This window comes from Williamwhitmania sp., assembly GCA_035529935.1.
Lineage (GTDB): Bacteria > Bacteroidota > Bacteroidia > Bacteroidales > Williamwhitmaniaceae > Williamwhitmania.
In genome coordinates, this window is record DATKVT010000029.1 from 1 (window position 1) to 23,027 (window position 23,027).

21 protein-coding genes are annotated in these 23,027 nt (G+C 45.3%); 7 read left to right on the forward strand and 14 right to left on the reverse strand.

Annotated features, from left to right (window positions below; genetic code table 11):
• Nucleotides 1-685: hypothetical protein (locus tag VMW01_01795; protein ID HUW04968.1), on the forward strand; the 685-nt coding region annotated here is incomplete at its 5' end.
• 18 nt (nucleotides 686-703) lie between these two features.
• Nucleotides 704-3,232, forward strand: a complete 2,529-nt coding sequence (locus VMW01_01800) for a DUF5723 family protein (GenBank protein ID HUW04969.1) — start codon at nucleotides 704-706, stop codon at nucleotides 3,230-3,232.
• Nucleotides 3,233-3,479: 247 nt separating this feature from the next.
• On the opposite strand, the gene VMW01_01805 is transcribed toward VMW01_01800, so the two are convergent.
• The 3 genes from VMW01_01805 to VMW01_01815 all read right to left on the reverse strand — a co-directional run bounded on the left by VMW01_01805 (nucleotide 3,480) and on the right by VMW01_01815 (nucleotide 6,399).
• Nucleotides 3,480-3,794 carry a type II toxin-antitoxin system RelE/ParE family toxin gene (locus VMW01_01805; protein HUW04970.1) on the reverse strand — a complete coding sequence of 105 codons (315 nt, stop codon included), beginning with the start codon at nucleotides 3,792-3,794 and terminating at the stop codon, nucleotides 3,480-3,482.
• The gene (locus VMW01_01810; protein ID HUW04971.1) at nucleotides 3,785-4,051 is read right to left on the reverse strand and encodes a hypothetical protein; all 267 of its coding nucleotides are present in this window, start codon (nucleotides 4,049-4,051) and stop codon (nucleotides 3,785-3,787) included. The genes VMW01_01805 and VMW01_01810 overlap by 10 nt, the downstream gene beginning before the upstream one ends.
• Nucleotides 4,052-4,233: 182 nt before the next feature.
• Entirely contained in the window at nucleotides 4,234-6,399 is a 2,166-nt protein-coding gene (locus tag VMW01_01815; protein HUW04972.1) for a radical SAM protein, read from the reverse strand.
• Nucleotides 6,400-7,285: 886 nt separating this feature from the next.
• On the opposite strand from VMW01_01815, the gene VMW01_01820 reads away from it, so the two are divergent.
• The 3 genes from VMW01_01820 to VMW01_01830 all read left to right on the forward strand — a co-directional run bounded on the left by VMW01_01820 (nucleotide 7,286) and on the right by VMW01_01830 (nucleotide 9,174).
• Complete coding sequence (locus VMW01_01820; GenBank protein ID HUW04973.1) at nucleotides 7,286-7,840, forward strand: Crp/Fnr family transcriptional regulator; 555 nt, start codon at nucleotides 7,286-7,288, stop codon at nucleotides 7,838-7,840.
• Between the two features lie 312 nt (nucleotides 7,841-8,152).
• Nucleotides 8,153-8,635, forward strand: a complete 483-nt coding sequence (locus VMW01_01825) for a DUF4405 domain-containing protein (GenBank protein HUW04974.1) — start codon at nucleotides 8,153-8,155, stop codon at nucleotides 8,633-8,635.
• 257 nt (nucleotides 8,636-8,892) lie between these two features.
• On the forward strand, nucleotides 8,893-9,174 hold the full coding sequence (locus tag VMW01_01830; protein HUW04975.1) for a hypothetical protein: 282 nt from the start codon (nucleotides 8,893-8,895) through the stop codon (nucleotides 9,172-9,174).
• On the opposite strand, the gene mtaB is transcribed toward VMW01_01830, so the two are convergent.
• The 11 genes from mtaB to VMW01_01885 all read right to left on the reverse strand — a co-directional run bounded on the left by mtaB (nucleotide 9,171) and on the right by VMW01_01885 (nucleotide 20,418).
• Nucleotides 9,171-10,460, reverse strand: a complete 1,290-nt coding sequence (gene mtaB / locus VMW01_01835; GenBank protein ID HUW04976.1) for a tRNA (N(6)-L-threonylcarbamoyladenosine(37)-C(2))-methylthiotransferase MtaB — start codon at nucleotides 10,458-10,460, stop codon at nucleotides 9,171-9,173. The two genes, VMW01_01830 and mtaB, sit on opposite strands and share 4 nt — an antisense overlap.
• A gap of 1 nt (nucleotide 10,461) precedes the next feature.
• Complete coding sequence (gene miaB / locus VMW01_01840; GenBank protein ID HUW04977.1) at nucleotides 10,462-11,820, reverse strand: tRNA (N6-isopentenyl adenosine(37)-C2)-methylthiotransferase MiaB; 1,359 nt, start codon at nucleotides 11,818-11,820, stop codon at nucleotides 10,462-10,464.
• A gap of 61 nt (nucleotides 11,821-11,881) precedes the next feature.
• Nucleotides 11,882-12,544 (reverse strand): FAD-binding oxidoreductase, encoded by a 663-nt coding sequence (locus tag VMW01_01845; protein HUW04978.1) that lies wholly within the window; start codon nucleotides 12,542-12,544, stop codon nucleotides 11,882-11,884.
• 169 nt (nucleotides 12,545-12,713) lie between these two features.
• Nucleotides 12,714-13,088 (reverse strand): DUF6150 family protein, encoded by a 375-nt coding sequence (locus VMW01_01850; protein ID HUW04979.1) that lies wholly within the window; start codon nucleotides 13,086-13,088, stop codon nucleotides 12,714-12,716.
• 139 nt (nucleotides 13,089-13,227) lie between these two features.
• Nucleotides 13,228-13,569 (reverse strand): hypothetical protein, encoded by a 342-nt coding sequence (locus VMW01_01855; GenBank protein ID HUW04980.1) that lies wholly within the window; start codon nucleotides 13,567-13,569, stop codon nucleotides 13,228-13,230.
• A gap of 129 nt (nucleotides 13,570-13,698) precedes the next feature.
• Nucleotides 13,699-14,337 carry an NAD(P)-binding domain-containing protein gene (locus VMW01_01860; GenBank protein HUW04981.1) on the reverse strand — a complete coding sequence of 213 codons (639 nt, stop codon included), beginning with the start codon at nucleotides 14,335-14,337 and terminating at the stop codon, nucleotides 13,699-13,701.
• 169 nt (nucleotides 14,338-14,506) lie between these two features.
• Nucleotides 14,507-15,622: a hypothetical protein gene (locus VMW01_01865; protein HUW04982.1), complete on the reverse strand. Its 1,116-nt coding sequence runs from the start codon at nucleotides 15,620-15,622 to the stop codon at nucleotides 14,507-14,509.
• Nucleotides 15,623-15,754: 132 nt separating this feature from the next.
• Nucleotides 15,755-16,633 (reverse strand): phosphatase PAP2 family protein, encoded by an 879-nt coding sequence (locus VMW01_01870; protein ID HUW04983.1) that lies wholly within the window; start codon nucleotides 16,631-16,633, stop codon nucleotides 15,755-15,757.
• Between the two features lie 178 nt (nucleotides 16,634-16,811).
• A complete protein-coding gene (gene lysA, locus VMW01_01875) occupies nucleotides 16,812-17,993 on the reverse strand; it encodes a diaminopimelate decarboxylase (GenBank protein HUW04984.1) in 1,182 nt (393 codons plus the stop codon).
• 29 nt (nucleotides 17,994-18,022) lie between these two features.
• A complete protein-coding gene (locus tag VMW01_01880) occupies nucleotides 18,023-19,384 on the reverse strand; it encodes an aspartate kinase (protein ID HUW04985.1) in 1,362 nt (453 codons plus the stop codon).
• A 473-nt stretch (nucleotides 19,385-19,857) separates the two neighbouring features.
• Nucleotides 19,858-20,418, reverse strand: a complete 561-nt coding sequence (locus tag VMW01_01885) for a hypothetical protein (GenBank protein HUW04986.1) — start codon at nucleotides 20,416-20,418, stop codon at nucleotides 19,858-19,860.
• 601 nt (nucleotides 20,419-21,019) lie between these two features.
• Here VMW01_01885 and VMW01_01890 point away from each other — a divergent pair.
• Together VMW01_01890 and VMW01_01895 are read left to right on the forward strand one after the other, a co-directional pair.
• On the forward strand, nucleotides 21,020-21,370 hold the full coding sequence (locus VMW01_01890; GenBank protein HUW04987.1) for a DUF3795 domain-containing protein: 351 nt from the start codon (nucleotides 21,020-21,022) through the stop codon (nucleotides 21,368-21,370).
• Between the two features lie 215 nt (nucleotides 21,371-21,585).
• The gene (locus VMW01_01895) at nucleotides 21,586-23,013 is read left to right on the forward strand and encodes an MATE family efflux transporter (protein HUW04988.1); all 1,428 of its coding nucleotides are present in this window, start codon (nucleotides 21,586-21,588) and stop codon (nucleotides 23,011-23,013) included.
• Nucleotides 23,014-23,027 lie beyond the last annotated feature (14 nt).

A 23,027-nucleotide genomic window follows, 5' to 3' on the forward strand; every position in this document is an offset into this window, starting at 1 on the left:
GGCTGGAAATCCATGTATTCCAAATCCTATAGCCATAACCTCACCTGCCTACAGCGATGTAGATCAGAATAAGGTAACCACGCTTAGTGTAGACAATACGGCCACAGGAGGTGCCATTTCAACTTTTATCAACCTACTAAAGCCAGGAACCATAGAATACATGTTCGATGCAATGACAAACCCCAGCGGTGAGGTTTCAGAGAACTTTCTGCGTGATTCGAGCCGCTTCAATATCGACGTTGAATTTGGTCTCCCACTTTACGGGAGTGTTGCCAACTTTGCCGTTCAGGATACCTTCGACTTTAAGGTAGACAATATTGATCAGGTTCAGCAGCTGCTCCTCCGCTCCGATATTATTAATGAGTTTCCCATGGACGCTAATATACAGATCTACTTCACCGATGGCAGCTTCAATGTTCTCGATTCGCTAGTTACCGATAATACCGTAATAGTTCCGGCTGGTGATGTAAATTTTACTACTGGAGTAGCAACAAAAGCGACTGAAAAGATAAGCAACTTTACATACGATAGGGCACGAATCGACAAGATTGTGGGATCTGAGAAATTATTGGTTAAGGCGGTGATGAGTACCTCTGGATCGGTAGGTCAGAATGTGAAAATTTACAGCAACTATCGACTTCAAGTAAAGTTGGCCGCTCAGGCACAGCTCAATGTTAAGCCTTAACCCAAAATCAGATTAACCATGAAAAAGATTCTTCAATTTACGATTTTGGGAGTTGCGCTCTTAGTGATTTCCATCAGTGCAAAAGCACAGCAAGATTTTACCCTATACCACATGCGATTGGTTCCCAGCCGGATGTACCAAAATCCGGCACTGGTTCCAGAGGCCCGCTCGTTTGTGGGATATCCCATGGTTTCGTCCATTTACTTCAATGCATCCAACGCATTTAGCTACAACAATATCATTACCCACGATGGCGACTCATTGAAGCTGGATATCGATAAGCTGCTTGGGAAATTAGGTTCGAGCAACTACCTCTTTACTAACCTCGATATCGACATTCTTTCATTTGGATTTAGGGCAGCCGATAGCTACTACATCTCCTTTGCCTTTAGGGAACGAACCATTTCTCGGTTTATGTATTCCAAAGACCTCTTCAACTTCATTTGGAAGGGGAATGGAGCGGTTGGGCTAGGCCAAACCCTTAATTTCGATACACGCTATGATGCCATGGTTTTTGATGAGTTTTCTCTTGGCTTGGCTCAGGATGTGGATGAGAAGCTTACGGTTGGTATGCGCATCAAGCTGCTTGACGGGCGGTTCAATGTAAATACCGAGAGAGGAAGCGCCAGCCTCTACACCGATCCCAACAGCTTCGATTTGCAGATGAAGTCGAATGTGCTGATTCGCACCTCCGGTATTGATAGCCTCAGCAACCAAAGTGTTAGCAGCTTAGTTTTTCCCGGCAACTTGGGTTTTGGTATCGATCTTGGTGCTACCTATAAGCTGAACCCCCAATTTACCTTTTCGGCATCGTTAATCGACCTTGGCTACATCAACTGGAAGAAGCAGCTATTGACGCTGGTTAGCCAAAAGCCTGGCGAAACTGTTAACTTTAATGGTATCGATATCAACGATTTTATAAGCCATGGCACAACTTTGGGCGATGGCTTTTCGTCGGTATTGGATACCCTAAAGGATAAGTTTAACGTCGATTCTGTTTATGGTCAGGCATATAAAACTTACCTGCCGGTGAAGTTCTACCTTGGTGCTGACTATAACATCAACGACAAAAATACTGTAGGTTTGCTGTTCTACAGCCAGTTTTACAATAAGAAGATGCTTCCATCGGTGTCGCTCTCCTACTACTCACAGTTGGGACGCATGGTAGGACTTTCGGCATCGTATAGTATTATGAACAAGAGTTATAACAACCTTGGCCTTGGCATTTCGCTTAATGTTGGGGCAATGCAAATTTATGCTGCCACCGACAACATTCTTGCCTTTCCAAATTACAAGTCGGCAACCAATGCTCACATCCATGCCGGAATGGTGTTCACCTTTGGGCGTAAACCGAAGGATACCGATAAGGATGGGGTGGCCGATAAGGATGATGATTGCCCGCTGGTTGCTGGATTGCCACAGTTTAAAGGCTGTCCCGATAGCGATGGTGACGGCATTCCCGATAAGGACGACGTTTGCCCCATGGTGCCTGGTACGGCTGCCAATAAAGGTTGTCCCGACCGCGATGGTGATGGCGTTTACGATCAAATTGACGAGTGTCCCGACCAACCCGGTTTGGCTCAGTTTAAGGGCTGTCCCGATACCGATAGGGATAGCATTCCCGATAAGGATGACCTTTGCCCCAACGATTCCGGAAGCATAGCGCTAAAGGGTTGCCCCGATCGTGATGGCGATGGCATTGCCGACATCAACGATAAATGTCCCGACAAGCCCGGTTTGGCAATATTTGAAGGTTGCCCAGACACCGATAGAGATTCCGTTCCCGACAACTTAGACCGCTGCCTCAACGATTCTGGAAGTGTAGCGCTTAATGGTTGCCCCGATAGGGATCACGACGGTGTGCCGGATATCGATGATGCATGTCCAGATTCTGTTGGCAGTGCACTTCACAAGGGCTGCCCCGACTCCGACGGTGATGGGATTTACGACAACGAGGACCTATGTCCCAAGCAGCCAGGAACCATCGAAAATAGGGGTTGTCCCTACGCCGACTCCGATGGTGATGGTATAAAGGATTCGGAGGATGCCTGCCCCAACGTGGCTGGACCTATAGAAAATAGGGGATGTCCCTACAACGACTCCGATGGCGATGGCATTATCGACAAGGAGGATAAGTGTCCGCTTACCCCCGGAACTGTTGAAAACCATGGATGTCCTGAGATAAAGAAGGAAGAGCAGGCCGTGTTGAATACTGCCTTCTCCGACCTTCAGTTCCAATCGGGAAAGGATGTTATTTTAGCTGAATCATATTCATCGCTAAACCAGCTAGCCAGCCTGCTCAAGCAAAAGCCGGAGTGGATGTTGAAACTATCTGGTTATACCGATAATCAGGGTAACCGGACGATGAATATCTTCCTTTCGCGCAAGAGAACATTGGCCGTAAAGAAGTATTTGACGGCTCAGGGTGTGGAAGGGTCACGTATTGTAACCGCATGGTTTGGTCCCGATCACCCCATTGCTTCCAACGCAACTGCAGCGGGTCGCATGAAAAACCGAAGAGTAGAGATGGAGGTTTTGTTTAAATAGAAATCTGTAATTCTACATAGCCCCGGTGGTGCAACGGTTGTTTTCGAATTAGACACTAAAGTCCTTGTTCGCAGCTTACAAAAAACAACCAATGCCTGCCGGGGTTTTTTTGTTAGGGGATTAGGTTGATAGGGGATTAGGAGATTAGGGTTTATCCTCCTAGCATGTAATAGTTCAATGATAAATTCTCAAATTCTCAAATTCTCAAATTTTCAAATTGGCTAATTGCCACATTTATCAAGTGACGTTATTCCTCTATTTTTTCAATTTCCCGTGGATTCTGCCGACAATCAAATACCGACACTATCCTAACAATATTGTCGTCAACACGATAAATGATTTTGTAATTGCCTTCAACGACAAAACGATAATCGAAAGGTCTTCCGGTCAGCAAGAGTTCTTTTGTGCCAATTAATGGATTGGACTCTAATAGAATTGATTTTACGACTAATGCTTTTACTATTTTCTTAGCCACAGTGACACTGGCCCTAAAACAATAGTAATCATATATTTCTTGGAGTTGTAGAAGGGAGGAGTCTGACCACAAAACCTTTACTTCCATGAATCAATCTGATTAAGCAGATTATGTGCCTCTATAACCTTTCCATTTTTAAAATCGTCTTCAGAATTATCAACGATTTCATTAAATTCTTTCAAGGTCATAGGAGCCAACTCCTTGTCAAGTCTCTTTTTTCTTTCAATTCGAAGTAACTTTTCAAGTTTAGTGATCAACTCCTCGTCAGCAACTCGAAGGACTTCTTGGATAAGGTGTAGTTTTCTTGCTTGAATGTCCATTTTTCCCTCTTTTTCTTTTTTCAAAGGTAAGGAATATTTCAGGCGAAGTAAAGAAGGCTGCTGGGATATAAAACCATATCATACGAAGAGTAACTCCATTATGCATTGATAATGTTGTCCTTCAATATTAATGATGAATTCTCAAATTTTTACATCTTCAAATTCCCAAATTGTCTAATTGATTAATTGGCGCATTGTCCCATTGCCTACACTATTAGCAGCCCCGCCTTTCCCACTGCTGTTCCCTGTTTACCAAAGAGAAAGAGTTCCAGCGGTTCGCCAGTCTCGTTTTGGTACGACTCCTTAAGGGTGGCGTAGCTAATGCCGGGGGTGGTGGTGAGTGCCGCAATGGTGTTTACCAGCCATTGAGCCTGAACTGGGTTGCACCGGATGGAAAGACTACTTTTCGTTCCGGCTACATCCACCTCTCCCTTTGGATTAATTTGGGCACCTCCACCAAGCCAAACCATGCGGGAGTGCTCCTGCGGTAGGTCGATATTCTGTGTTTGGTTGTGATGCTTAATCCTACTTTTCAGATGCGTTGGTTGAGGTATTTTTCCGCTGAACCATTTGTTCAATGGTAGGTCGAAGCCCAGCCCCTGCATGTAGTTGTAGGTGGCAACGCGTAGACCTTCGCCTACCATATCGAGGTTGTGGTCAAATGGGGCCGTAAACGGCACCTCGTTGTTGGCAAAGGGCGATGGGGTGGAGGAGATACGTTTGGCGCCAAAATTTCCCGGATTTTTACCCACGGGGCTATGCTCGGTCATGGCAAAGCGGTGCCAAAATCCCGACTGTAGGTTTCCCTCCTCGAAGAGCTGCCGCACCACCTCCAGCGAATCGATGGTCTCCTGTAGCGTTTCGGTGGGGAAGCCATACATCAGGTAGGCGTGGGTCATGATGCCGGCCTCGCTAAAGCTACGGGTAACTTTGGTGGCTTGGTCCACGGAAACGCCCTTGTTGATGAGCTGCAAAATACGGTCGGAGGCCACCTCAATGCCTCCCGATACGGCAATGCACCCCGCTGCGGCCATTAGCCTGCAGAGGTCCGGTGTAAAGGCCTTTTCAAACCGAATATTTGTCCACCATGTTGCTGGAAGTTTCCTACGGATTAGCTCCAGCGATAGCTCCTTGAGCAGGCGGGGTGGGGCGGCCTCGTCCACAAAGTGAAAGCCCCAGCTGCCGGTTTGTGTTGCCACCTGCTCCATGTGGTTGGCAATATCCGCCGCTTTGCGCGGCTCAAAACGCTGAATATAGGGTAGCGTGGTGTCGCAAAAGGTGCATCCGGCCCAGTAGCAGCCATGCGCTAGCATCAGCTTGTTCCAGCGACCATTGCTCCAGAGCTGGTGCATGGGGTTGGGCATATCGAGCAGGCCGAGGTAGAGGTGGTGAGGTAGGTCGGTAAAATCGGGGCAGGGAAGCTGGGCAAACTTTACCGCATCATCTTTACTCTCCGGTGAAAATTGCAGCTCGTTATTCTCCAAATACCAGGTGGAGAAAGGTTGTACGGTTTCCCTATTGCCAATATGCCTTTGTGCAATGGCTCTAATGGCGCTTAGCCCATCGTCGAGCACCACATAATCGGCATAGGCAAATATGCGGGTATCGGTGAGGCTGCGCAGCTCGGTGGTGGGAAAGCCGCCACCCAGCACGGTTATGGTGTGGGGAAACTCCTTTTTGATGAGCCTGCAGCCACGGAGTGCAGCCAGCAGGTTCCCGGGGAATGGAACGGTAAATCCAACCATCTTCGGCTGCTGCTCAACCATTCGTGCGCGCAGCAGCTGCTCCATGGCCTCCATCACCGGGTCGGCAGTGCCCTCCATCTCCTCCTGCAAATTATCGAAGGTGGGTGCGTATACCGCCAGCTTCTCTGCGTAGCGGATGGGCTCAAAGTGTGGACTTGCCGTTTCGCGGATGAAGGTGCAAACATCTTCCAGAAAGAGGGTGGCAATGTGGCTAGCCCTCTCCTGCACACCAAGGGTGCCAAAGGCCCACTCCATGTCGGCAATGGCCTTAAACCGTTCGGCTTCGGGTAGAAGCTGTCGGGAGGCAATGCGGTGCGCCAGCTCCGGGCGCTGGCCCTGCAGGAATTGCAGCACCGAGGGAAGCAGCTGCAGGTAGCGTTCGAGGTTTTGATAAATATGGTTGAGGTTGCTGCTCTTTTGGAGTAGGCTGCCGTTGGTCGTGTCGAAAATTCTCCTCATGGACGATTCCGAAAGCAGCGCATTGAAGGTCTCAATGCTCAGGTCGGCCTGCCCAACGCTGAACCCCTCTGCAGCCAAAAAAGCCTTCAGGTAGGCCGTGGCAGGGTAGGGGGTGTTCAGCTGCAGCAGCGGCGGGGTAACCAGCAATATGTCGCACGAGGTATTCATGGGAGCAAAGATAAGAGAGATATACGGAAGTTAAGCGGACGTTAAACGGGAGTTATGCGGAAGTTATAGGAATGGGAGGAAGTTAGAAGAAGTCGCAGCGAAGCGAAGATCCCGCAACGGGGGAATAGAGGAAGAATTAAAAGAATTAAAAGAATTAAAAGAATTTCTTATACCTATACCCAACCCCAGCGGGGTTGAATCTTCATAGTCCATGGCTTCAGCCATGGGTTAGGGAGGTTGCCAAGCGCTAGCGGTGCACGTGCATAAGGTTGTTCAATGCAACCTAATAACCATGCACCGCAACCACGAAAGGGAGATTGGAAGAAGAAAAGGAGCTAAGGAAATCAGGGAATTTAAAGAATTCAACCGTATGCAGGAACGAAAAATCATTTGTCCAATAACCCAACCCCGGAGGGGTTGTATGATTGTAGCCCATGGCTTTAGCCATGGGTTAGAGAGGTACCCAAGCGCGTGCGGTGCATGGTAATGCGGCGTAAAATAACCCTACCACCCCTGCACCGAAACCGCCCAACGGTTTAAAAATGGTTTGCCCTTTTCAAATCTTGCTGGCCCTTCTGCTGCTTCACACACCACCCTCCTAATAAATTGAATTGCCCAACCCCCACAGGCCTCCCCCTTACCATTGGAGTAGGGGGTAAATAAATAGTTCATTGGAGAGCTATGCTATTCCTATTTTTTGTAAGTTTGATATACTAACGAATAGCAGAAATAGGATAAACCAGCCTAGGAACTCCCTTTTACCGAGCATAATACCGCGATAATTTCAAAAAAAAAGAGGGTTTGTCTAAGGCGGAAATAACAACCATAGCTGTGTTTATACGCTCGTTGTGTGCTATGTTAAAAAAAGCTTCCGAGCAGATAGACAATGATAGATAAATTGATAAATACTTTAAAAGTCGATAAGGAAAACTGGACAAAGTTTCAGGATTGCTTTGTTGAAAAAGAAATTGCATCAAAATCTGTATTATTACACGAAGGCGAAGTTTCAAACAACATTTATTTAATTAAAAAGGGCTGTTTGAGAGAGTGGTTTAATAAAGAGGGGAAAGATATAACGTTTCAATTCTTTCTTGAAGGTCAACCCGTTGCTTCGATTGATAGTTTTATGAATCAAAAACCAAGTCTTTTCACAATCGAAAGTATTGAGTCAACTACCATTTTGTCGATTGGGAAAGCTGATTTCGAAAAACTACTGATTGCTTATCCCGAATTTAAAAATGGATTTCAGGATTTTATTTTTCAACGTTTTAGAATTTACGGACAATTATTTCTTTCAAGGATAAAGGACACACCACAAGAACGATACATGGATTTAATTCAAAACCATCCCGAAATACTCAAACGTGTTCCACAACATTATATAGCTTCTTTTTTGGGGATAACGCCGATTTCGCTAAGTCGAATTCGAAATCGAAAGTAAGGTTCATTTCTTAACAATTGTTATCGTTTCAAGGAATATTTTTGAAGAATTTTGTTCAAAATTATTTAATATGAGACAAATATTCTTCAAACGAGAGCATACAAACACAGCGTTTGTTTTGCTTGATACCAAAAAATGTGAAGCATGCTGGGAATGCATAAGTGTTTGTTCTAAAAATGTTATTGGTCGGATTAAACTGCCATGGCACAAACACGTTAAATTTGTTAATAGTTCAGAATGTGTTGGTTGTATGAACTGTTTTAAAGTTTGTTCTGCAAAGGCTATTGTTAAAACACCCTAAAAGTATTTCAGATGAAAAATGACATTAAAAGCTTTATTATAAATCTTGGATTACTGTTTTTGGGATTTTTAACTGTATTTTCTGGATTATTAATTCAAATCCAATACCATATTGGTAATCATGGTAGAGATAATTATTCTTTAGGTCTTGATTATTCTTCATGGTCAGATATTCATAAGATTTCAATTGTAATACTTTTTGTTTTAGCAATTTTTCATATATCAAAACATTTGAAATGGTATAAAACAATAATCGGCAAAGGATTACTGAATAAAAATAAACAAGTAATATCATTGACAATTATTTTTGTCATGGCGGCTATAACAGGATTTGTTCCATGGATTATTGATTTGGTGAACGGAAGCGAATTGTTTCGTAAAAGATTTATTGAATTTCACGATAAAATTGCAATTGTTCTTTCGATATTTTTTATCTTGCATGTTGTAAAACGGATTAAATGGTTTATGGCGACATTTGAGAGGATAAAGAAATAAAAAACACAGCACACAACACGCGGTATATTTAATTGCCGGTTAAGTGGGTTTCGTATATTTCAGCTCGTATCAAGCACAATTGTAACTTGATAATGTGAATCTTCGAAATCGGCAACTAAACATACCGCAAACCGTTATCATCTTTCTCAAATCCCCCAATCTTCAAATTCATAAATCTTCAAATTCATAAATCTTCAAATTCCCAAATTCCCAAACTCCCCAATTCCCTTCCTATCTTTGCCAAAACGGTTGTAGCAATGCTGGTATGGTTTACCCGTAAAGGATTTTTTTACCGTCCGGTGCATATTGCCGGGTGGGTAGTGGTGCTGGTGTCGGCAGGCTACGTAATCTATTCGGCGGTGGCGCTGCTGCTGGAGCAGCCTTGGCGGGCAGCGCTAATCGAGCTGCTATTCCGCATGCTTGCCGTGGTGGTGGCCTACTGGTTTTTGGCACGCATTACCAGCCCCGATGCCAGCCGCACCTCGCGCAGCACCAATGGTCGCATTCACGATAACCGTGGTGGCTTTATGCGCTTCTAGGCCATTCGCTCGGCTAGGGCAACCAGCTTGTCGCCTTCACCCTTAAGACCAGTTATCCTTACCTTAACAAAGGTGTTTACCTCAGCGGGGCTTGCCGCCGTCTCCACGGGAATGTAGTGCTGGCCATAGCCCTTGCCAACTCCCCGCGATACCCGTTCAATGAGCACCACCTGCTCCTTTCCCATAAATGAGCGGTAGTATTCCTCCTTGTTCTTTGCCGAAAGGTTTCTGATGGCTTCACTTCGGGCAACCTTTACCTTCTCCGGAATTTGGTTTTCCATGCGGTCGGCACGGGTGCCCTGCCGGCGTGAGTAGCGGAAGGTGTGCACATGGCTAAAGCCCAGCTCGCGCACCATGTCGGCGGTATCCTCAAAGTCCTGCTCCGTTTCACCGGGGAAGCCCGTAATAACGTCGGTGGTGAAGTTGAAGTGGGGAAATTGATTTCGAATGGCCTCCACCGTTTGCCGGAACTGGGCCGCGGAGTACATGCGGCGCATTTCGAGCAGTATGCGCTCCGAGCCGCTTTGCAGGCAGAGGTGCAGGTGTGGGCACATCTTGGGATGGCTAAAGAGCTCCGCAAAGCGTGGGCTGAGGCCATCGGGCTCCAGCGATGAAATCCTTACCCGGAAGTCGCCGGGAACATCGAGTATTTGCTGCAGCACATCCTCAAAGGTGAGACCGTTATTGTCGTAGCGCCCAATGTTTACGCCAGTTATCACCAGTTCCTTAAACCCGTTGGCCACCGTTTGGCGCACATCGTCCAATATGCTGTCGATGGGGCGGCTCGCCGCCTTGCCTCTCACCATGGGAATGATGCAGAAGGTGCAGAAGTTGTCACATCCATCCTGAATTTTAATGAAGCTGCGCGTGTGCAGCCCATGCTCCACCGGACCGAAGCCAAACACATCCTGCTCCTGCCTTTCGGGGGCAAACGTTTCGCCACGGTAGTGCGCCTCCACCAGCTGCGGAATGGAGAACTTTCGGGTGTTATCCACCACGTAAACCTGCGCCTCTTCGGCAGAGAAGGCGGGAGTGTAGCCTTCGGCCATGCAGCCGGTTACCACCACCAACCCTTTAGGGCTTTTGCGTGCCGCCTGGCTAATGATGTTTCTCGATTTGTGGTCGCTCTGGTTTGTAACGGTGCAGGTGTTTACCACGCACACATCGGCTTCTTGGTCGAACGGCACAATGCTAAATCCCTCCTTTGTAAAGGTGGAGGCGAGTGCATCGGTTTCGTACTGGTTGAGCCGGCAACCAAGCGTCTTGAACGATATTTTCTTCTCCATGCTATGCGGTTATGGCGGTGGTGACCAAGAGGGGTTCTCCTGCCAGCGAAAGTTCGTTGGCCGTGGTAATCCTCACCGTTATTATTTTCCCAATCAGTGAGCCTTCTGTGGCTAGAATTCTGGTAACCAGCCGACCCTCGGTGTAGCCGGTGAGGTAGGGGGTACGCTGCTCGGTTCCGGTGACTAGCACCTTAACAGTTTGTCCAACTAGTTTGAGGTTGTGCTCCAGGCTTATGCGCTTAAGCACCTCGGTAAGCCTAAGATGGCGCTCCTTTTTTACGTTGAAGGGAACGTCGTCGTCCCAGCGGTAGCTTGCCGCACCGGGCCGTGGCGAGTATTGCGCAATGTAGGCCATGTTGAACCTAAACTCCTTGAAGGCCTCCACCGTGTTTTGAAACTGCTCCTCGGTTTCACCGCAGAAACCCACAATAATGTCGGTAAAGAGCGTGGCCTGGGGCAGCGAGGCCCGTAGCTTAGCAACCAGCTCGCGGTAGGTCTCCACGTCGTGGCGTCGGTTCATGTGGATGAGCAGCTTTTCGTCGCCGCTCTGCAGGGGCAAATGAATTTGCTTTGCCAGGCAGCGGTGTTGCGCAATTACCTCAAACACCTTTGGGTCCATGTCCGAAGGGTGAGGCGAGGTAAAGTAAACCCAGAACTCCTCGTGGGAGCTGTCACCCAGCTGACCAATTTTTTCCAGCAGCTCAGCAAAGGAGATTTCCGTGTTGGGCTTGTCGAGACCGTAGGAGTTTACGTTTTGCCCCAGCAGCGTAATGGCCTTGTAGCCCTGCTTTACCAGCTGCTCCACCTCATCCAGTATCTCTGCCGATGGGCGCGAAACCTCCCTGCCTCTAGTGTAGGGCACGGCGCAGAAGGTGCACATTTTATCGCAGCCATTTTGAATTGGCACGTAGGCTTCAAAGCCCGAGCTATACTTAGGCCGTATGTTCCATAGCGAGTAGATGTTCTCGTTGTTGGGGAGAATGGGCGAGTTGCCTTGCTGCTTAAGCGAAGCAGGCGTTGCCACACCGTAGCCCCTTATCATCTCGGGTAGCTGGTTTAGCTCGCTCATGGGAAATACAAAGTCGAACAACTTCAGAAACTTCTCCCTGTCGGCGGGCAATACGCAGCCGGAGATAAAGGTTATGAGGTTGCGATGGTTCTTTGCACGATTCCATTCGGCAATCTTGTTGTAAACCTTATCGATGGGCTTTTGGCGCACAGAGCAGGCCAGAATGCCCAGAATATCAGCGTCATCTTCGGTAAGCGTTTCGCTAAACCCTTCCCGTTCGAGCACTGCCCTAACGCGTTCCCCATCCGAGGTGTTCATCTGACATCCCAGCGTGAGCAAATGGTATTTCAACGGTAGTAAGGAATAAGTTACAAGTTACAGCCTTCAATCATTTATCAGAAAGAGGGCTTGGTTAAAAGTAGACCTCAGTGGATACGTTTGCACGGATAAATCCTTTCGATTTTATGATTTCGAGTGCGTCGTAAATCATCTTGCTATTGCCGCAGAGGTAGAAGTGGGTGTTGGGTTCAAACTTCATCTCCTCCAGCAGCTTGGTAACCCGCCCGGCATAGCTACCCGAGCCATCGCGCGAGGTGCAAAGCGTGTAGCGGGTAGGGTCGAAGCTTTCGCGTCCATATCCTTCCGATGCGCTTTTAACGCCATGAATCACATGGTAGTTGAGTTGGGGCTTGGTTCTCACCATGCTGTGGAAAGGTGCAATTCCGGTGCCACTGGCAATAAAAATGTGCTTATGTGTATCCTCCTTCTCCTTCGAGATACCGAATTTACCGTAGGGGCCATCAATTTCTAGGAGCTGGCCATTTTTTACACGTTTGAGCCGTGGGGTAAAGTACCCTGTTTTTACCTCCTTTACCAAGACTTCGAGGTAACTGTCGTTCTCTCCACTAAAAATGGAGTATTCTCTGAGGTTGTGGTCGCCCTTGATGCCGACTGAGATGTGCTGACCTGCTTTAAACTGCAAACCTCTTCTTGGCACTCTCACAATAAAGGTGTGATCGGTGAGATTGGTAACTGCCTGTACGGTGAAGAACCGCGTATCTATCATCAATTCCATACTAAACATTATTTTGACTGCAAAATTATTCTTTTTTAGATTAATTATAAATAAAAATAGAAAATAATTGAAATGGTTTGATAGGTTTCTGTTTATGGTACGTGTAGCAAGTAAAAAGCCGGGTGGCGGTTCCGGCTTAAGGTAGAGTTGATAATGATTTAGATCTGTTTTATTTCACCGCAGTTGAATCGGGAGGGTTTAGATTAAGCAGGCTTTTCCTGGGGTCGTACAGGTTTTTCCAACCAGCCTTTGACGAGTCGTCCACGGCACAAACCTTGAAGTCGGCTTGCTTCTCATCGTCAACAAATATGATCTTCACCTGCGCCTCCTTGGCTGTCTCCACCTCCATCCAGAAACCAATTTTGGTGACCTCCTCCTTAGTGTTTACAAAGTATATGTAGAAGTCCGCGTCGTCGGGATTGTCAACGTTAAACACCTTTACTTGGGCATCCTCAACCTTATCTGCCTCGAAAAAAAGTTGCGCTTTGCCGCTTGTGGTGACAAGAAAAAGCAGGAGTCCTAAGGGAAACAGAAATCGAGCCATGCGGTGTTATGTTGCCCATAAAACTAATGTTCATCCAAGCAACAGCTGGGCTTATGGCGCTATTGCAATAGCTTATTAAACGGTTTTAAGCTGAGAATGTTTTGTTGTAAGTTGCTTTAAATCGGCTATCTGTGGAATACTAAATGTTTTCCTTTCGGGTTAGGAAAAGTAGTCCAATTGCGCTTAGGAGGAGATACTGACTAAAGGCAAAGCCAATTAGTGGGCTGCTATTATGGTATGCCTCGTAAATAGAGACGATAAAAAGAAATAATCCAGCTATTCTTGCAAGATTTCCATTTTTGTAAAATCCACCAATAAAAAGCAGAACGGCACTTAGTAGAAATATTGCAGAGGTATAAAAGTTGGCCGAGTTAAAGTCGAAGTGGAGAACTGCTTGACCATATCTTGCCAAGAAGAAGAGAAGGATGGCTATTCGGAATAACCACCATGTTATAGGAGCCAATTTTTGTAATGCTTTCATGCTGCAATATTTTTTTTCAAATGTAGAAATAACTTGGCTTTATCGAAGGTAGTATGGCTATCTTCTTAAGGCGCGGAGCAAAAAAAAATCCACCCAAAAAGGTGGATTTCTTGATGGTGGATACTCAACCTATTTTGATTTAAGCAGCTTAAAGGCATGGTTCCATCGGTTCTCCCTAAAGCCGGGAATGCACCAAAGTATGCAAAGAGGCTCAATGGCTCTGGCTGCCTCAACTGCCCCCATGTCTTCCGTTTCCCAACCAAACTTGTCGAGCAGGCTGGTAACCTCCTTTTTGGCGGTATCGCTATTACCGCAGATGAACATGGTTGGTTTGCTTTCAAACTGAGGATTTACCATGTGTGAATTGCCCACGCTGTTAAAGGCCTTCACAAAATTTGCTTTGGGTGCAAGCTCTTGCAGCCTTTCCATTAGCGAATCATCGTTGGTGGTGAAAAAGGAGAGCACTCCGTTAATGGGTGGTTTTTCGTCGATTGGGTTGGTGGCATCAATTACGGTTTTACCATCGAGCATAGACGAGACTAACTTTATTACTGTTTCGGCAACAATACCTTTTACAGCAAGTACCACCAACTCTCCAAATGCAGCTACTTCCTTGAAATCACCAACCTCTGCTCCAGTCTCCTTTTTTATTGTCTCACGTTTGGCTGCGTCACGCGAACCAAGCATAACCGTGTATCCAAGGTTTATTAATCCTTTGGCCAGAGAGGTAGCCACCATCCCTGAACCGATTATTCCAACTTTTTTCATGGCGCTATTTTTCTTTTACAACAAATGGTGCAAGGTTAAGTTAAAGTAGACGATTAAGTTTTGGTCAATTCTGACCAATTGCAGCGACATTTTATATGCTGTTAATTGTCGTTGGCCGGTTCCAAAGTAAGGACATTTTCATTGCCTAAAATTTATTACCAATTATTGATTAGAGCATTTTTTGAAATACCCTAAAGCGCTTGTGAAATTCAGCCCCGGCACGTTCCAACTCGGCAAGCATTCGGGTATTGGTTTCCAGCACTAGGTGAACCTCAATGATATTCATGTTAGCCTTTTTACACGATTCAACCAACTTCATTGTCATGGAGATTTCTAGCCCTTTTCCACGGTGTTCGGGAAGAACTGCTCCCAGCATCAGATCGAGCTGCCTGCTCCGCTTAATCGATCGGAGGATATGGATGAAGCCAAAAGGCAGAATTCGCCCTTTTGCCTTTTGAATTCCAGGAGTAAAATTTGGAAGGCCAATTATGAATGCAACCGGTTCATTACCAGAAAATACCACCTTAACATATCTGGGGTCAATAATGGTAAGGTAACGGTTGGCAAAGTCCACCATCTCCTGCTGTTCCATTGGCACAAAGCCATAGAGGTCGCCGTAGGTCTTGTTTACTATTTCCAAAATGGGAACAACCCAAGGTTTCAGCTGCTTTCGGCTTGTAAATTCCCGAATGGAATAGCCGTTGTTACTTTCCAAGCGCTGCTGCACCCGTTCGTAGAGAATTGGCATGCTCTTCTCTAGGTTCATCTTGTATATCATGCAATCCACCTCCTTGGTGTAGCCTTCGTGCTCCACCAGCGAAATTAGGTAGGGGAAGTTACACGCGGAGTCGATAATAGGCATGTGCTCAAAACCTTCGATGAGAAATCCTTGCGGATCCTTGTCGGAAAAGCCGTAGGGGCCAACCACCTTTACCATTCCCTTATCTTTTGCCCACTGCTCAATTCGGCCAAGTAGTGCATGGGCAACTTCTGTATCGTTGAAGCACTCCAGGTAGCCAAAGCGTGCATGGTGCTCGTTTCTCAGTAGGTTGTATGTATGGTGGATTATTCCCATAATTCGTCCAACTGCCTTGCCATCTTTGAACGCTACCAGCATTAAGGTGTCGGCGGCGGCAAATGCTCTGTTTTTCTTGGGGTTGAAGAACGACCACTCATCAATATAAATGGGTGGTAGCCAGCTATCATGATTTTTGTGAATTTTTTCCGGTAGGTAGATAAAGGTTCTGATATCCTTATGGGTAATTACTTCCCGCAGCTCAACCATATGACAAATATTATTTCAATGTTACCAACTCCTAGCTAATGTAATGTTAACTGTGGATAATTATTCCAGCAGGAAGTTTTTTTTAACTCCTGAGTGCAAATTTCACATGATTACTTGTCCACTTGCGGGAGTTCATTTACTAAGCGTTGTAAATTTTGCAAGCCATCGATAAGTTTGGGATGAGAGGAGAAATATTAGAGGCGCGCTGATGAAGCCTGCAAGCACATCAACGGCATAGTGCGCCTTTACGTAGATGGTGGAGAGGCAAAGAATAAAAACAAGTGGAAGAATCCAAGCAAGCAGCGGTTTGGCATACTTGGCGCACAGAATGGCAATAATAATTCCAATGCCCACATGCGAGCTGGGGAAGGCGGCTGTTGGACCTTCTCCCAGCCGTTCCACCAAAACAACCATCTCACGAAAGATACCGGAGTTGGGAATATGCTTGAGGGATTCCGGGAGGAAGTACTGCGGCCCAGCAACCGGAAAGGCAATAAAAATAAGGTAGTAGATGTAAAATGAAAACACTATAACGAAGAGGGAGTAATCGAACATCTTCCTATTCTTGATGAATAGCCAAACCGTAAGGCCAAACACAAGAAAGTAGTAGGAAAAATATCCAAAATTCATCAGCTCACTAAACCATGGCATTGGAAAATGTTGGAAGAAGTTAATGCTGGGCTGGAATCCAAAAAGGAATTGCTCGAGGCTGAATATTTTTGGATCAAAATTGCTGAAGAGAAGGTTGTTGAGATAATCGGTCTCGGTGTAGAAGTAGCCAAGAAAAGCCAGCGGGTAAGCCCTTCTAAAAAATGATAATAGAACTTTTGAACTTTTCTTCTCAGCTACAATTAACCACCAAGCAATCATCACAAAGCCAAGTCTTACGAGCAAATGAATCCCTATGTCGTTTAATTTCCATGAGAAGAGGGTCATGAAAATGGTCGTTATAGAGATGTAGGCAAATGTTGCAATGTCAAGCGGTAACAGTTTGGTGGTACTGCGCTCCATCTTTTTATTACGAAGATAATGGAAACCGTTTAAATGATGTTGACAACATCCAGAAGAAAATTGCGGCGCAATATCCATCGCCCCACACAGGCTTGGATTATGCGCCGCAAACACCTAAGCTAAAACACTATTACTACTAACTCAAACACTTTCTTTCTGTTGACTTCTATCAAAAATGCTACATGGTCCAAGCCATTATTGGCGTAACCTTTATTTCATCGCTAAAAATGACCTGAGGCTTTTCGCGTAGGTTGTAGCGCGAGCTCATTACCTCACCATAGGCTCCTGCCGAAAGGATGGTGAGCAGGTCACCTCTCGATGCTTTTGGAAGTGCCACGTCGTGGGCAAAGCAATCGGTGCTTTCGCACACTGGGCCTACCACATCGTATACCTGCGTGGAATTGTAGGAGCTGAGATTTACAATCTTATGAACTGCATTGTAGAGGGCGGGACGCATAAGGTCGGTCATTCCAGCATCAACCACTGCAAACTTTTTCTGCTCGCTACCCTTCACGTAGAGTACCTTGGTAACAAGGCTGCCGCATTGGGCAACAATGGAACGCCCGAGTTCAAAGTGCACTTTTTGGCCGGGGAGCAAGCGGAGTGTCTTACTAAATGTATTGAAATATCCTTCAAAGTCCGGCATCTCATTCCCTTCTGGGTTTTCGTAGGAGACCCCTAAGCCGCCACCCACATTGAGGTAGGGCAAAAAACTATTTTTGAAGTAGTTCTCCTGAAGCTGGTTAATCTTCTCCGCAACATGTTGGAAAATCTCCATTTTAGTTATTTGAGAACCAATGTGTAGGTGAAGACCAATCAGTCGAACGTTGTTTAGCGCGGGCAGAAGGTCAATGGCTTCGTTTAGCTCCATGGGGGAGAGGCCGAACTTGCTGCTTAGGGTGCCAGTGGTAATATGCAAATGAGTTTCTGCCGAAATGTTGGGATTTACGCGAAGTGCAACAAGTGCCCTTTTGCCCTGTGAGGCAGCAATTTGGTTGATAACCTTCAGCTCTTCCACCGATTCACAATGGAGGCAGAATATATTCTTCTGTAGCGCGTAGCTTATCTCCTTGTCGCTTTTACCGACGCCGGCAAAAACAATCTCCTTGGCTGGAAATCCAGCTTCTAGTGCTGCTTTAATCTCATTTCCACTTACGCAATCGGCTCCAAAACCAAATGATGCAACCTCCCTGAGGATGCGTTCGTTGGCGTTGGCTTTTACCGCATAGTGAACGGTGAAACCTAACGATTTGGTTAGGGTTGAAACATTTAGGAGCGTTCGTCTCAGGAGGTCGACGTCGTATAGGTAAAATGGCGTTGGTAGGCCTTGTAGCGCTTCCGAGGTGCCGAATGGAATCATCTTTTTTTTGTTAGGGTAATACTATTTCACTACGATATTAGCTTAAATCCCTCTATCCGAGGTTGACTCTCCGGTTCCGATTCATTAAGCACCGGTTGTATTAGCTGAAGGGTCGGTATTTTATGCTCCTCACCTACCAGCAAGGAGATATTGTGGCTGCTTCCACCGTAGGAGATCATACGGATGGGTATATCGTGCAAGGCCTCCATAATCTTAAGCGCTGACCCTGGTCTTTCGGCCACAAAATCGCCAACAATACAGATGATGGCCTGCTTAAGATCCACTTCAACTACCGAGAATTGCTCCAGCTCTGCAACAATCTCCGGAAGCCTCGTATCATTATCGATGGTAAGTGATACGGCAACCTCCGAGGTGGTAATCATATCAACTGAGGTTTTATAGGAGTCGAACACCTCAAAAACTCTCTTCAGAAATCCGTGGGCCATCAACATTCTGGACGAACGAATCTTAATAGCTGTAATCCCACTCTTGGCGGCCACCGCTTTTAAGCTGGAAGCCTGGTAGTTGGCCGTGATAAGGGTTCCTGGATTTTCTGGCTCCAGCGTATTTTTCAGCAGTACGGGAATGCCCTTCTTCCTGCAGGGGTGAATGGTTGCTGGGTGCAGAATCTTTGCCCCAAAGTAGGCAAGTTCTGCTGCTTCGTCAAAGGAGAGGTTGCGGATTGGCTTGGTGTTGCTTACATAGCGAGGGTCGTTGTTGTGAAAGCCGTCGATGTCGGTCCATATCTGCACCTCCTCTGCATTGATGGCATTACCAATGATGGCAGCCGTATAGTCGCTTCCCCCTCGCTTGAGGTTGTCGATTTCGCCCTTGGCATTTCTGCAGATAAACCCTTGGGTAATGTATACATCCATCTCCTTGGCCTCCTCCATGAGCCGGGAAATATTTTCCGAGATGTAGTACATGTCGGGCTCACCGTCCTTGTCGATGCGCATGTAGCTCAACGATGGCAACAGAACCGAGGGAATTCCCGTCTCCCAGAGGTAGAGATGGAAAAGGTTGGTGGATATTATCTCACCAATTGAGAGAATAACCTTTTCGAGGGATGGGCCTGTTTCTGTTTCAATAGCATTTATGGCATCATTAAAAATGAGCGAGATGGTGCGTTTGGCGTTTTTTTGATACTCTTCGGTTTGGTAGAGTTCAGAAATGACCTTTAAATAATTTTCTTGTACCTCTAGAAGTGAGGTTTGAGCTTTCTCTTTATCGCCCTTGTTAGCCATGTCGGCAATATCCACCAGCATGTTGGTAGTGCCAGCCATGGCAGAGAGAACAACTACAACCTGCTCTCCAGTGGGAATAATTTTGGTGAGACTTTTCATCCTCTCGGCGCTACCAACCGATGTTCCTCCAAACTTGAGCACTTTCATGGTCTCATTTTGTATTAGGGTTCATAAAAAAGGCCCGCAGTTTCCTGCAGGCCCTTGTTTATATGTGGTTTTTTAAATCATTTCACATTTTCATCCAAGCCTGCAGATTTTCGTGCGCTTCTTTGAATTATACATACCCTTAGTAGTCATACCTGCGGAAGGCATAATTTGATGGGTAATGGTGCGCTTATTTTGTAACTTGGTAATCATTGTTCCTGTGAATTAATATGCAATAGTAACTCTTTTTTCTATAATTGGTTCACACCATATATTTTTTTAGTGTTAAATTATTTGAAGATTATTGTAATGATTAGATTATTAATGAAATGGTTCATTATGTTTTTTTGTTTTGCAGTATACTATGTGAATTATATTGCAGGTCTATAATTATAATTATGCATAATCAAAATCTCTAGAACAAAAAAGAGGCTGTCGTTTCGGACAGCCTCCTTGTATTTTATAAAAAGGTTTGATTAGAAACCAATGTTGAAGCCGAGGTTGTATTGCATGTAAGAAACCTTACCGCCTTCTACCTTGCCAAGGTTATGGTAACCAACACCAAGGTTGAACCACTTAATCTTAAGACCAAGCTCAAGACCACCACCAAGTTTCGACTTTGAAACATATTCAGAAATATCGTTGCCAAGCCCATCAGTAGCAATAACGCCAATCTTGGTCATATACATACCGGTCATAACCGCAGCGTAAGGACGAACTTTGGTTTCGGTCATGTAGTATACACCCTTTAAAAGGATAGCGCTAATTTTGGTAGCCTTAAAGTCAATATTTGTTCCCATATCACCGAAAGAGGCTCCTACCATGGTGGATGAATTGTATTCCAAGCCTGCTGCTAACTTTGAGGTAAAGTTGTAGGTGCAGTTGAGGTAACCATCAACACCACCGCTGGCTATGTCCTTCAAGTCACCTTGAGGAGAAGCAAAACCACCACCAAAACCAATGTTCCACTTGTTGTCTTGTGCATTTACAGTGAGCACGGTAGCCACAAAAAGTAGCGTGTAGAGAATTCTTTTCATAAAAAATTAAGTTTGGGTTAATAAATTCAAGACGAAAGTAGAACAAGAATTTTAATTTGCAAATATATTTTTGAGGTGTTTGCTGATTAGTTAATGTGTTAAGAAACATAGAACGCAAAGTTGTATAAATGAAATATTGTAATTAAACTACGCGCGAGTATTTATCGTCATCCTTAATTGTAAGAATCAATATTTTGTCAAAAATATGTCGTTGTTTAGTATTTGTAAATACCTGTTGATGTAGCGTTATTGTTTATTCAAATATATTATCGTATCCAGAGGCTTAATCTAGTGGTAAGTCCAACAACTGCAAAAGGAAGTGCGCAGGAGGGATGCAAAATGGCCATATTCAGAATACCCCAGAGAAAAAAAATAGGTGTTTAGTGATTATAGGAGTTCCTCCAACAATGGCATAATCTTATATGTTTTGGCTTATTCCTACAATAAACCCTTGCTGGTATCGTTGTTTCACCAAATACAATTACCGAAACAAATATTGTAGTAACTTAGCGGAATTATCAATTAATTTTATGGATTAACAGCTTTCTTATAACTCTAAATACAATACTAAGAAATTGAATAGTACAAAAATTCTTGATCTATGAAGGAGATAGTAAGCGATGTTAGCCTAGTGGCCAAGTGTGGCCTTTACTGTGGTGCATGCCGCTCATACCTGAAGGGCAAGTGCCCCGGATGTAAAGAGAATGTTAAAGCCACCTGGTGCAAGGTTCGTACTTGCTGTTTGGAAAACAGCTATGCCTCCTGTGCCGATTGTAAATCATTCGCTAACCCAATGGAGTGCAAACTCTACAATAATTTCATTGCCCGTATTTTTGGGTATCTATTCAATTCGGATAGGAATGCATGTATTACAATGATTAAACAGACGGGATACTACGGTTTTGCAAGCTACATGGCCGAGAATTGGCGACAATCCATTAAAAGGAAATAATAGAATGGGAAGTTTGGAGTAAGTTGTTCCATCATGGACTACATTGCATCAGTAAGCAAGCGGGCAGCTTAGGTGCTTCATTTCTTGTTAATAGAGGTGGGCTAATAAAAAAGCAACGAATCACTGCAATTAACCCTGATATTTTTCTAAATTTGCACCCCTTTTTCATAAAGGATTCAGGCTTGCAGTATATACTAGTTTAATGCCATAATTCGTTGACAGCAAAAGATTTTACACAAGGTAACATTACCCGCCAGATTATTTTGCTGGCCCTACCCATCATGGGAACCGCCTTTATTCAGATGGCCTACAGCATGACCGATATGATATGGATTGGTCATGTTGGGAGTAAGGCTGCTGCGGCAGTTGGAGCCGCTGGATTTTTTCTATGGCTTGGAAACTCTCTATTCTATACGACCAAAGTTGGCGCAGAGGTGGGCATTTCTCAGAGTTTAGGTGCCAAGGATAGGGTTCGTGCGGCACAATTTGCCTCCCATTCGATGTCCATTAGTGTATTGATGTCTATCGTATACGGCGTCTTACTTCTTGTATTCGCTGGCCCGCTCATCGACTACTTTAGATTTACAGATGCTGCTGTTGCCTCAGCTGCTGTTGGATACCTCAAGATTATTGCTCTTGGGATGCTATTTACCTTTTTAAATGGAACGTTCTCGGGAATTTACAACGGGAGTGGCAAGTCGAAAATCCCTTTTTATGCTAATGCAGTTGGACTTATAATTAACATTGTGCTCGACCCCATTTTCATTTATGGGTTTGGACCATTTCCCCGCATGGAGGTGGCTGGTGCAGCCATGGCTACGGTAATTTCTCAGGCAATTGTAACGCTTATTTTTATTATCAATTTAACCGATGGTAAATCTCCTTTCCCTGAGTTATTTAAGAAATTACAGCTGCATGGAGAGGTTGCATGGAAAGTTATTAGGATTGGATTTCCGGTAACGCTTCAAAGTGGATTGTTTGCTTTTTTTGCCATGAATATAGCCCGAATCGTTTCCGGTTGGGGTGAGCTGGCAGTGGCGGTACAGAGTGTTGGGGCACAAATTGAGGCAATATCGTGGATGACAGCCAGTGGATTTTCCACCGCCTTGTCCAGCTTTATTGGCCAAAACTTTGGGGCACGCCAGTTTCAGCGAATCCGACAGGGTTATTATAGAACGCTGGGTATTACCTTGACCATTGGCGTTTTTACAACGCTTGCCTTCGTCCTTTTTGGAGATACCATATTTGGATGGTTTATTCCAGAACCCAACGCCATGCGCGAAGGGGGCATCTACTTAAAGATTCTTGGAGCCTCTCAGCTCTTTATGATTCTGGAAATTACCACAGCGGGTGCCTTCAACGGAACTGGGAAAACCATGCCACCATCCATTGTTGGAATTCTATTTACTGGCCTTCGAATACCACTTGCCATAGCCCTTACTGCAGTTGTGGGCCTCTCTGGTGCATGGTGGAGTATCAGTATTTCAAGCGTGGTTAAGGGGGTTGTTCTTTTTGTTTGGTTTGCCTTTTTCTTGATGAGGCTTCCCATTGAGCGCGCAAAGTTGACCATCCCGCAAAAATTGTTCATTCATCTTATTCCATCGCGAATGCGCCAATCTATCATTGAGGGAACCAACGATTGATCTCGGTTTTATTG

Coding starts and splice junctions, on each gene's coding strand:
- VMW01_01800 (HUW04969.1), top strand. CDS start 704: ATGAAAAAGATTCTTCAATTTACGATTTTGGGAGTTGCGCTCTTAGTG.
- VMW01_01865 (HUW04982.1), bottom strand. CDS start 15,622: ATGGTTGAGCTGCGGGAAGTAATTACCCATAAGGATATCAGAACCTTT.
- VMW01_01845 (HUW04978.1), bottom strand. CDS start 12,544: ATGGAATTGATGATAGATACGCGGTTCTTCACCGTACAGGCAGTTACC.
- VMW01_01870 (HUW04983.1), bottom strand. CDS start 16,633: ATGGAGCGCAGTACCACCAAACTGTTACCGCTTGACATTGCAACATTT.
- VMW01_01890 (HUW04987.1), top strand. CDS start 21,020: ATGAAGGAGATAGTAAGCGATGTTAGCCTAGTGGCCAAGTGTGGCCTT.
- VMW01_01850 (HUW04979.1), bottom strand. CDS start 13,088: ATGGCTCGATTTCTGTTTCCCTTAGGACTCCTGCTTTTTCTTGTCACC.
- VMW01_01860 (HUW04981.1), bottom strand. CDS start 14,337: ATGAAAAAAGTTGGAATAATCGGTTCAGGGATGGTGGCTACCTCTCTG.
- mtaB (HUW04976.1), bottom strand. CDS start 10,460: ATGGAGAAGAAAATATCGTTCAAGACGCTTGGTTGCCGGCTCAACCAG.
- VMW01_01880 (HUW04985.1), bottom strand. CDS start 19,384: ATGAAAGTGCTCAAGTTTGGAGGAACATCGGTTGGTAGCGCCGAGAGG.
- VMW01_01830 (HUW04975.1), top strand. CDS start 8,893: ATGCTGGTATGGTTTACCCGTAAAGGATTTTTTTACCGTCCGGTGCAT.
- VMW01_01885 (HUW04986.1), bottom strand. CDS start 20,418: ATGAAAAGAATTCTCTACACGCTACTTTTTGTGGCTACCGTGCTCACT.
- lysA (HUW04984.1), bottom strand. CDS start 17,993: ATGATTCCATTCGGCACCTCGGAAGCGCTACAAGGCCTACCAACGCCA.
- VMW01_01820 (HUW04973.1), top strand. CDS start 7,286: ATGATAGATAAATTGATAAATACTTTAAAAGTCGATAAGGAAAACTGG.
- VMW01_01805 (HUW04970.1), bottom strand. CDS start 3,794: ATGGAAGTAAAGGTTTTGTGGTCAGACTCCTCCCTTCTACAACTCCAA.
- VMW01_01815 (HUW04972.1), bottom strand. CDS start 6,399: ATGAATACCTCGTGCGACATATTGCTGGTTACCCCGCCGCTGCTGCAG.
- VMW01_01855 (HUW04980.1), bottom strand. CDS start 13,569: ATGAAAGCATTACAAAAATTGGCTCCTATAACATGGTGGTTATTCCGA.
- VMW01_01825 (HUW04974.1), top strand. CDS start 8,153: ATGAAAAATGACATTAAAAGCTTTATTATAAATCTTGGATTACTGTTT.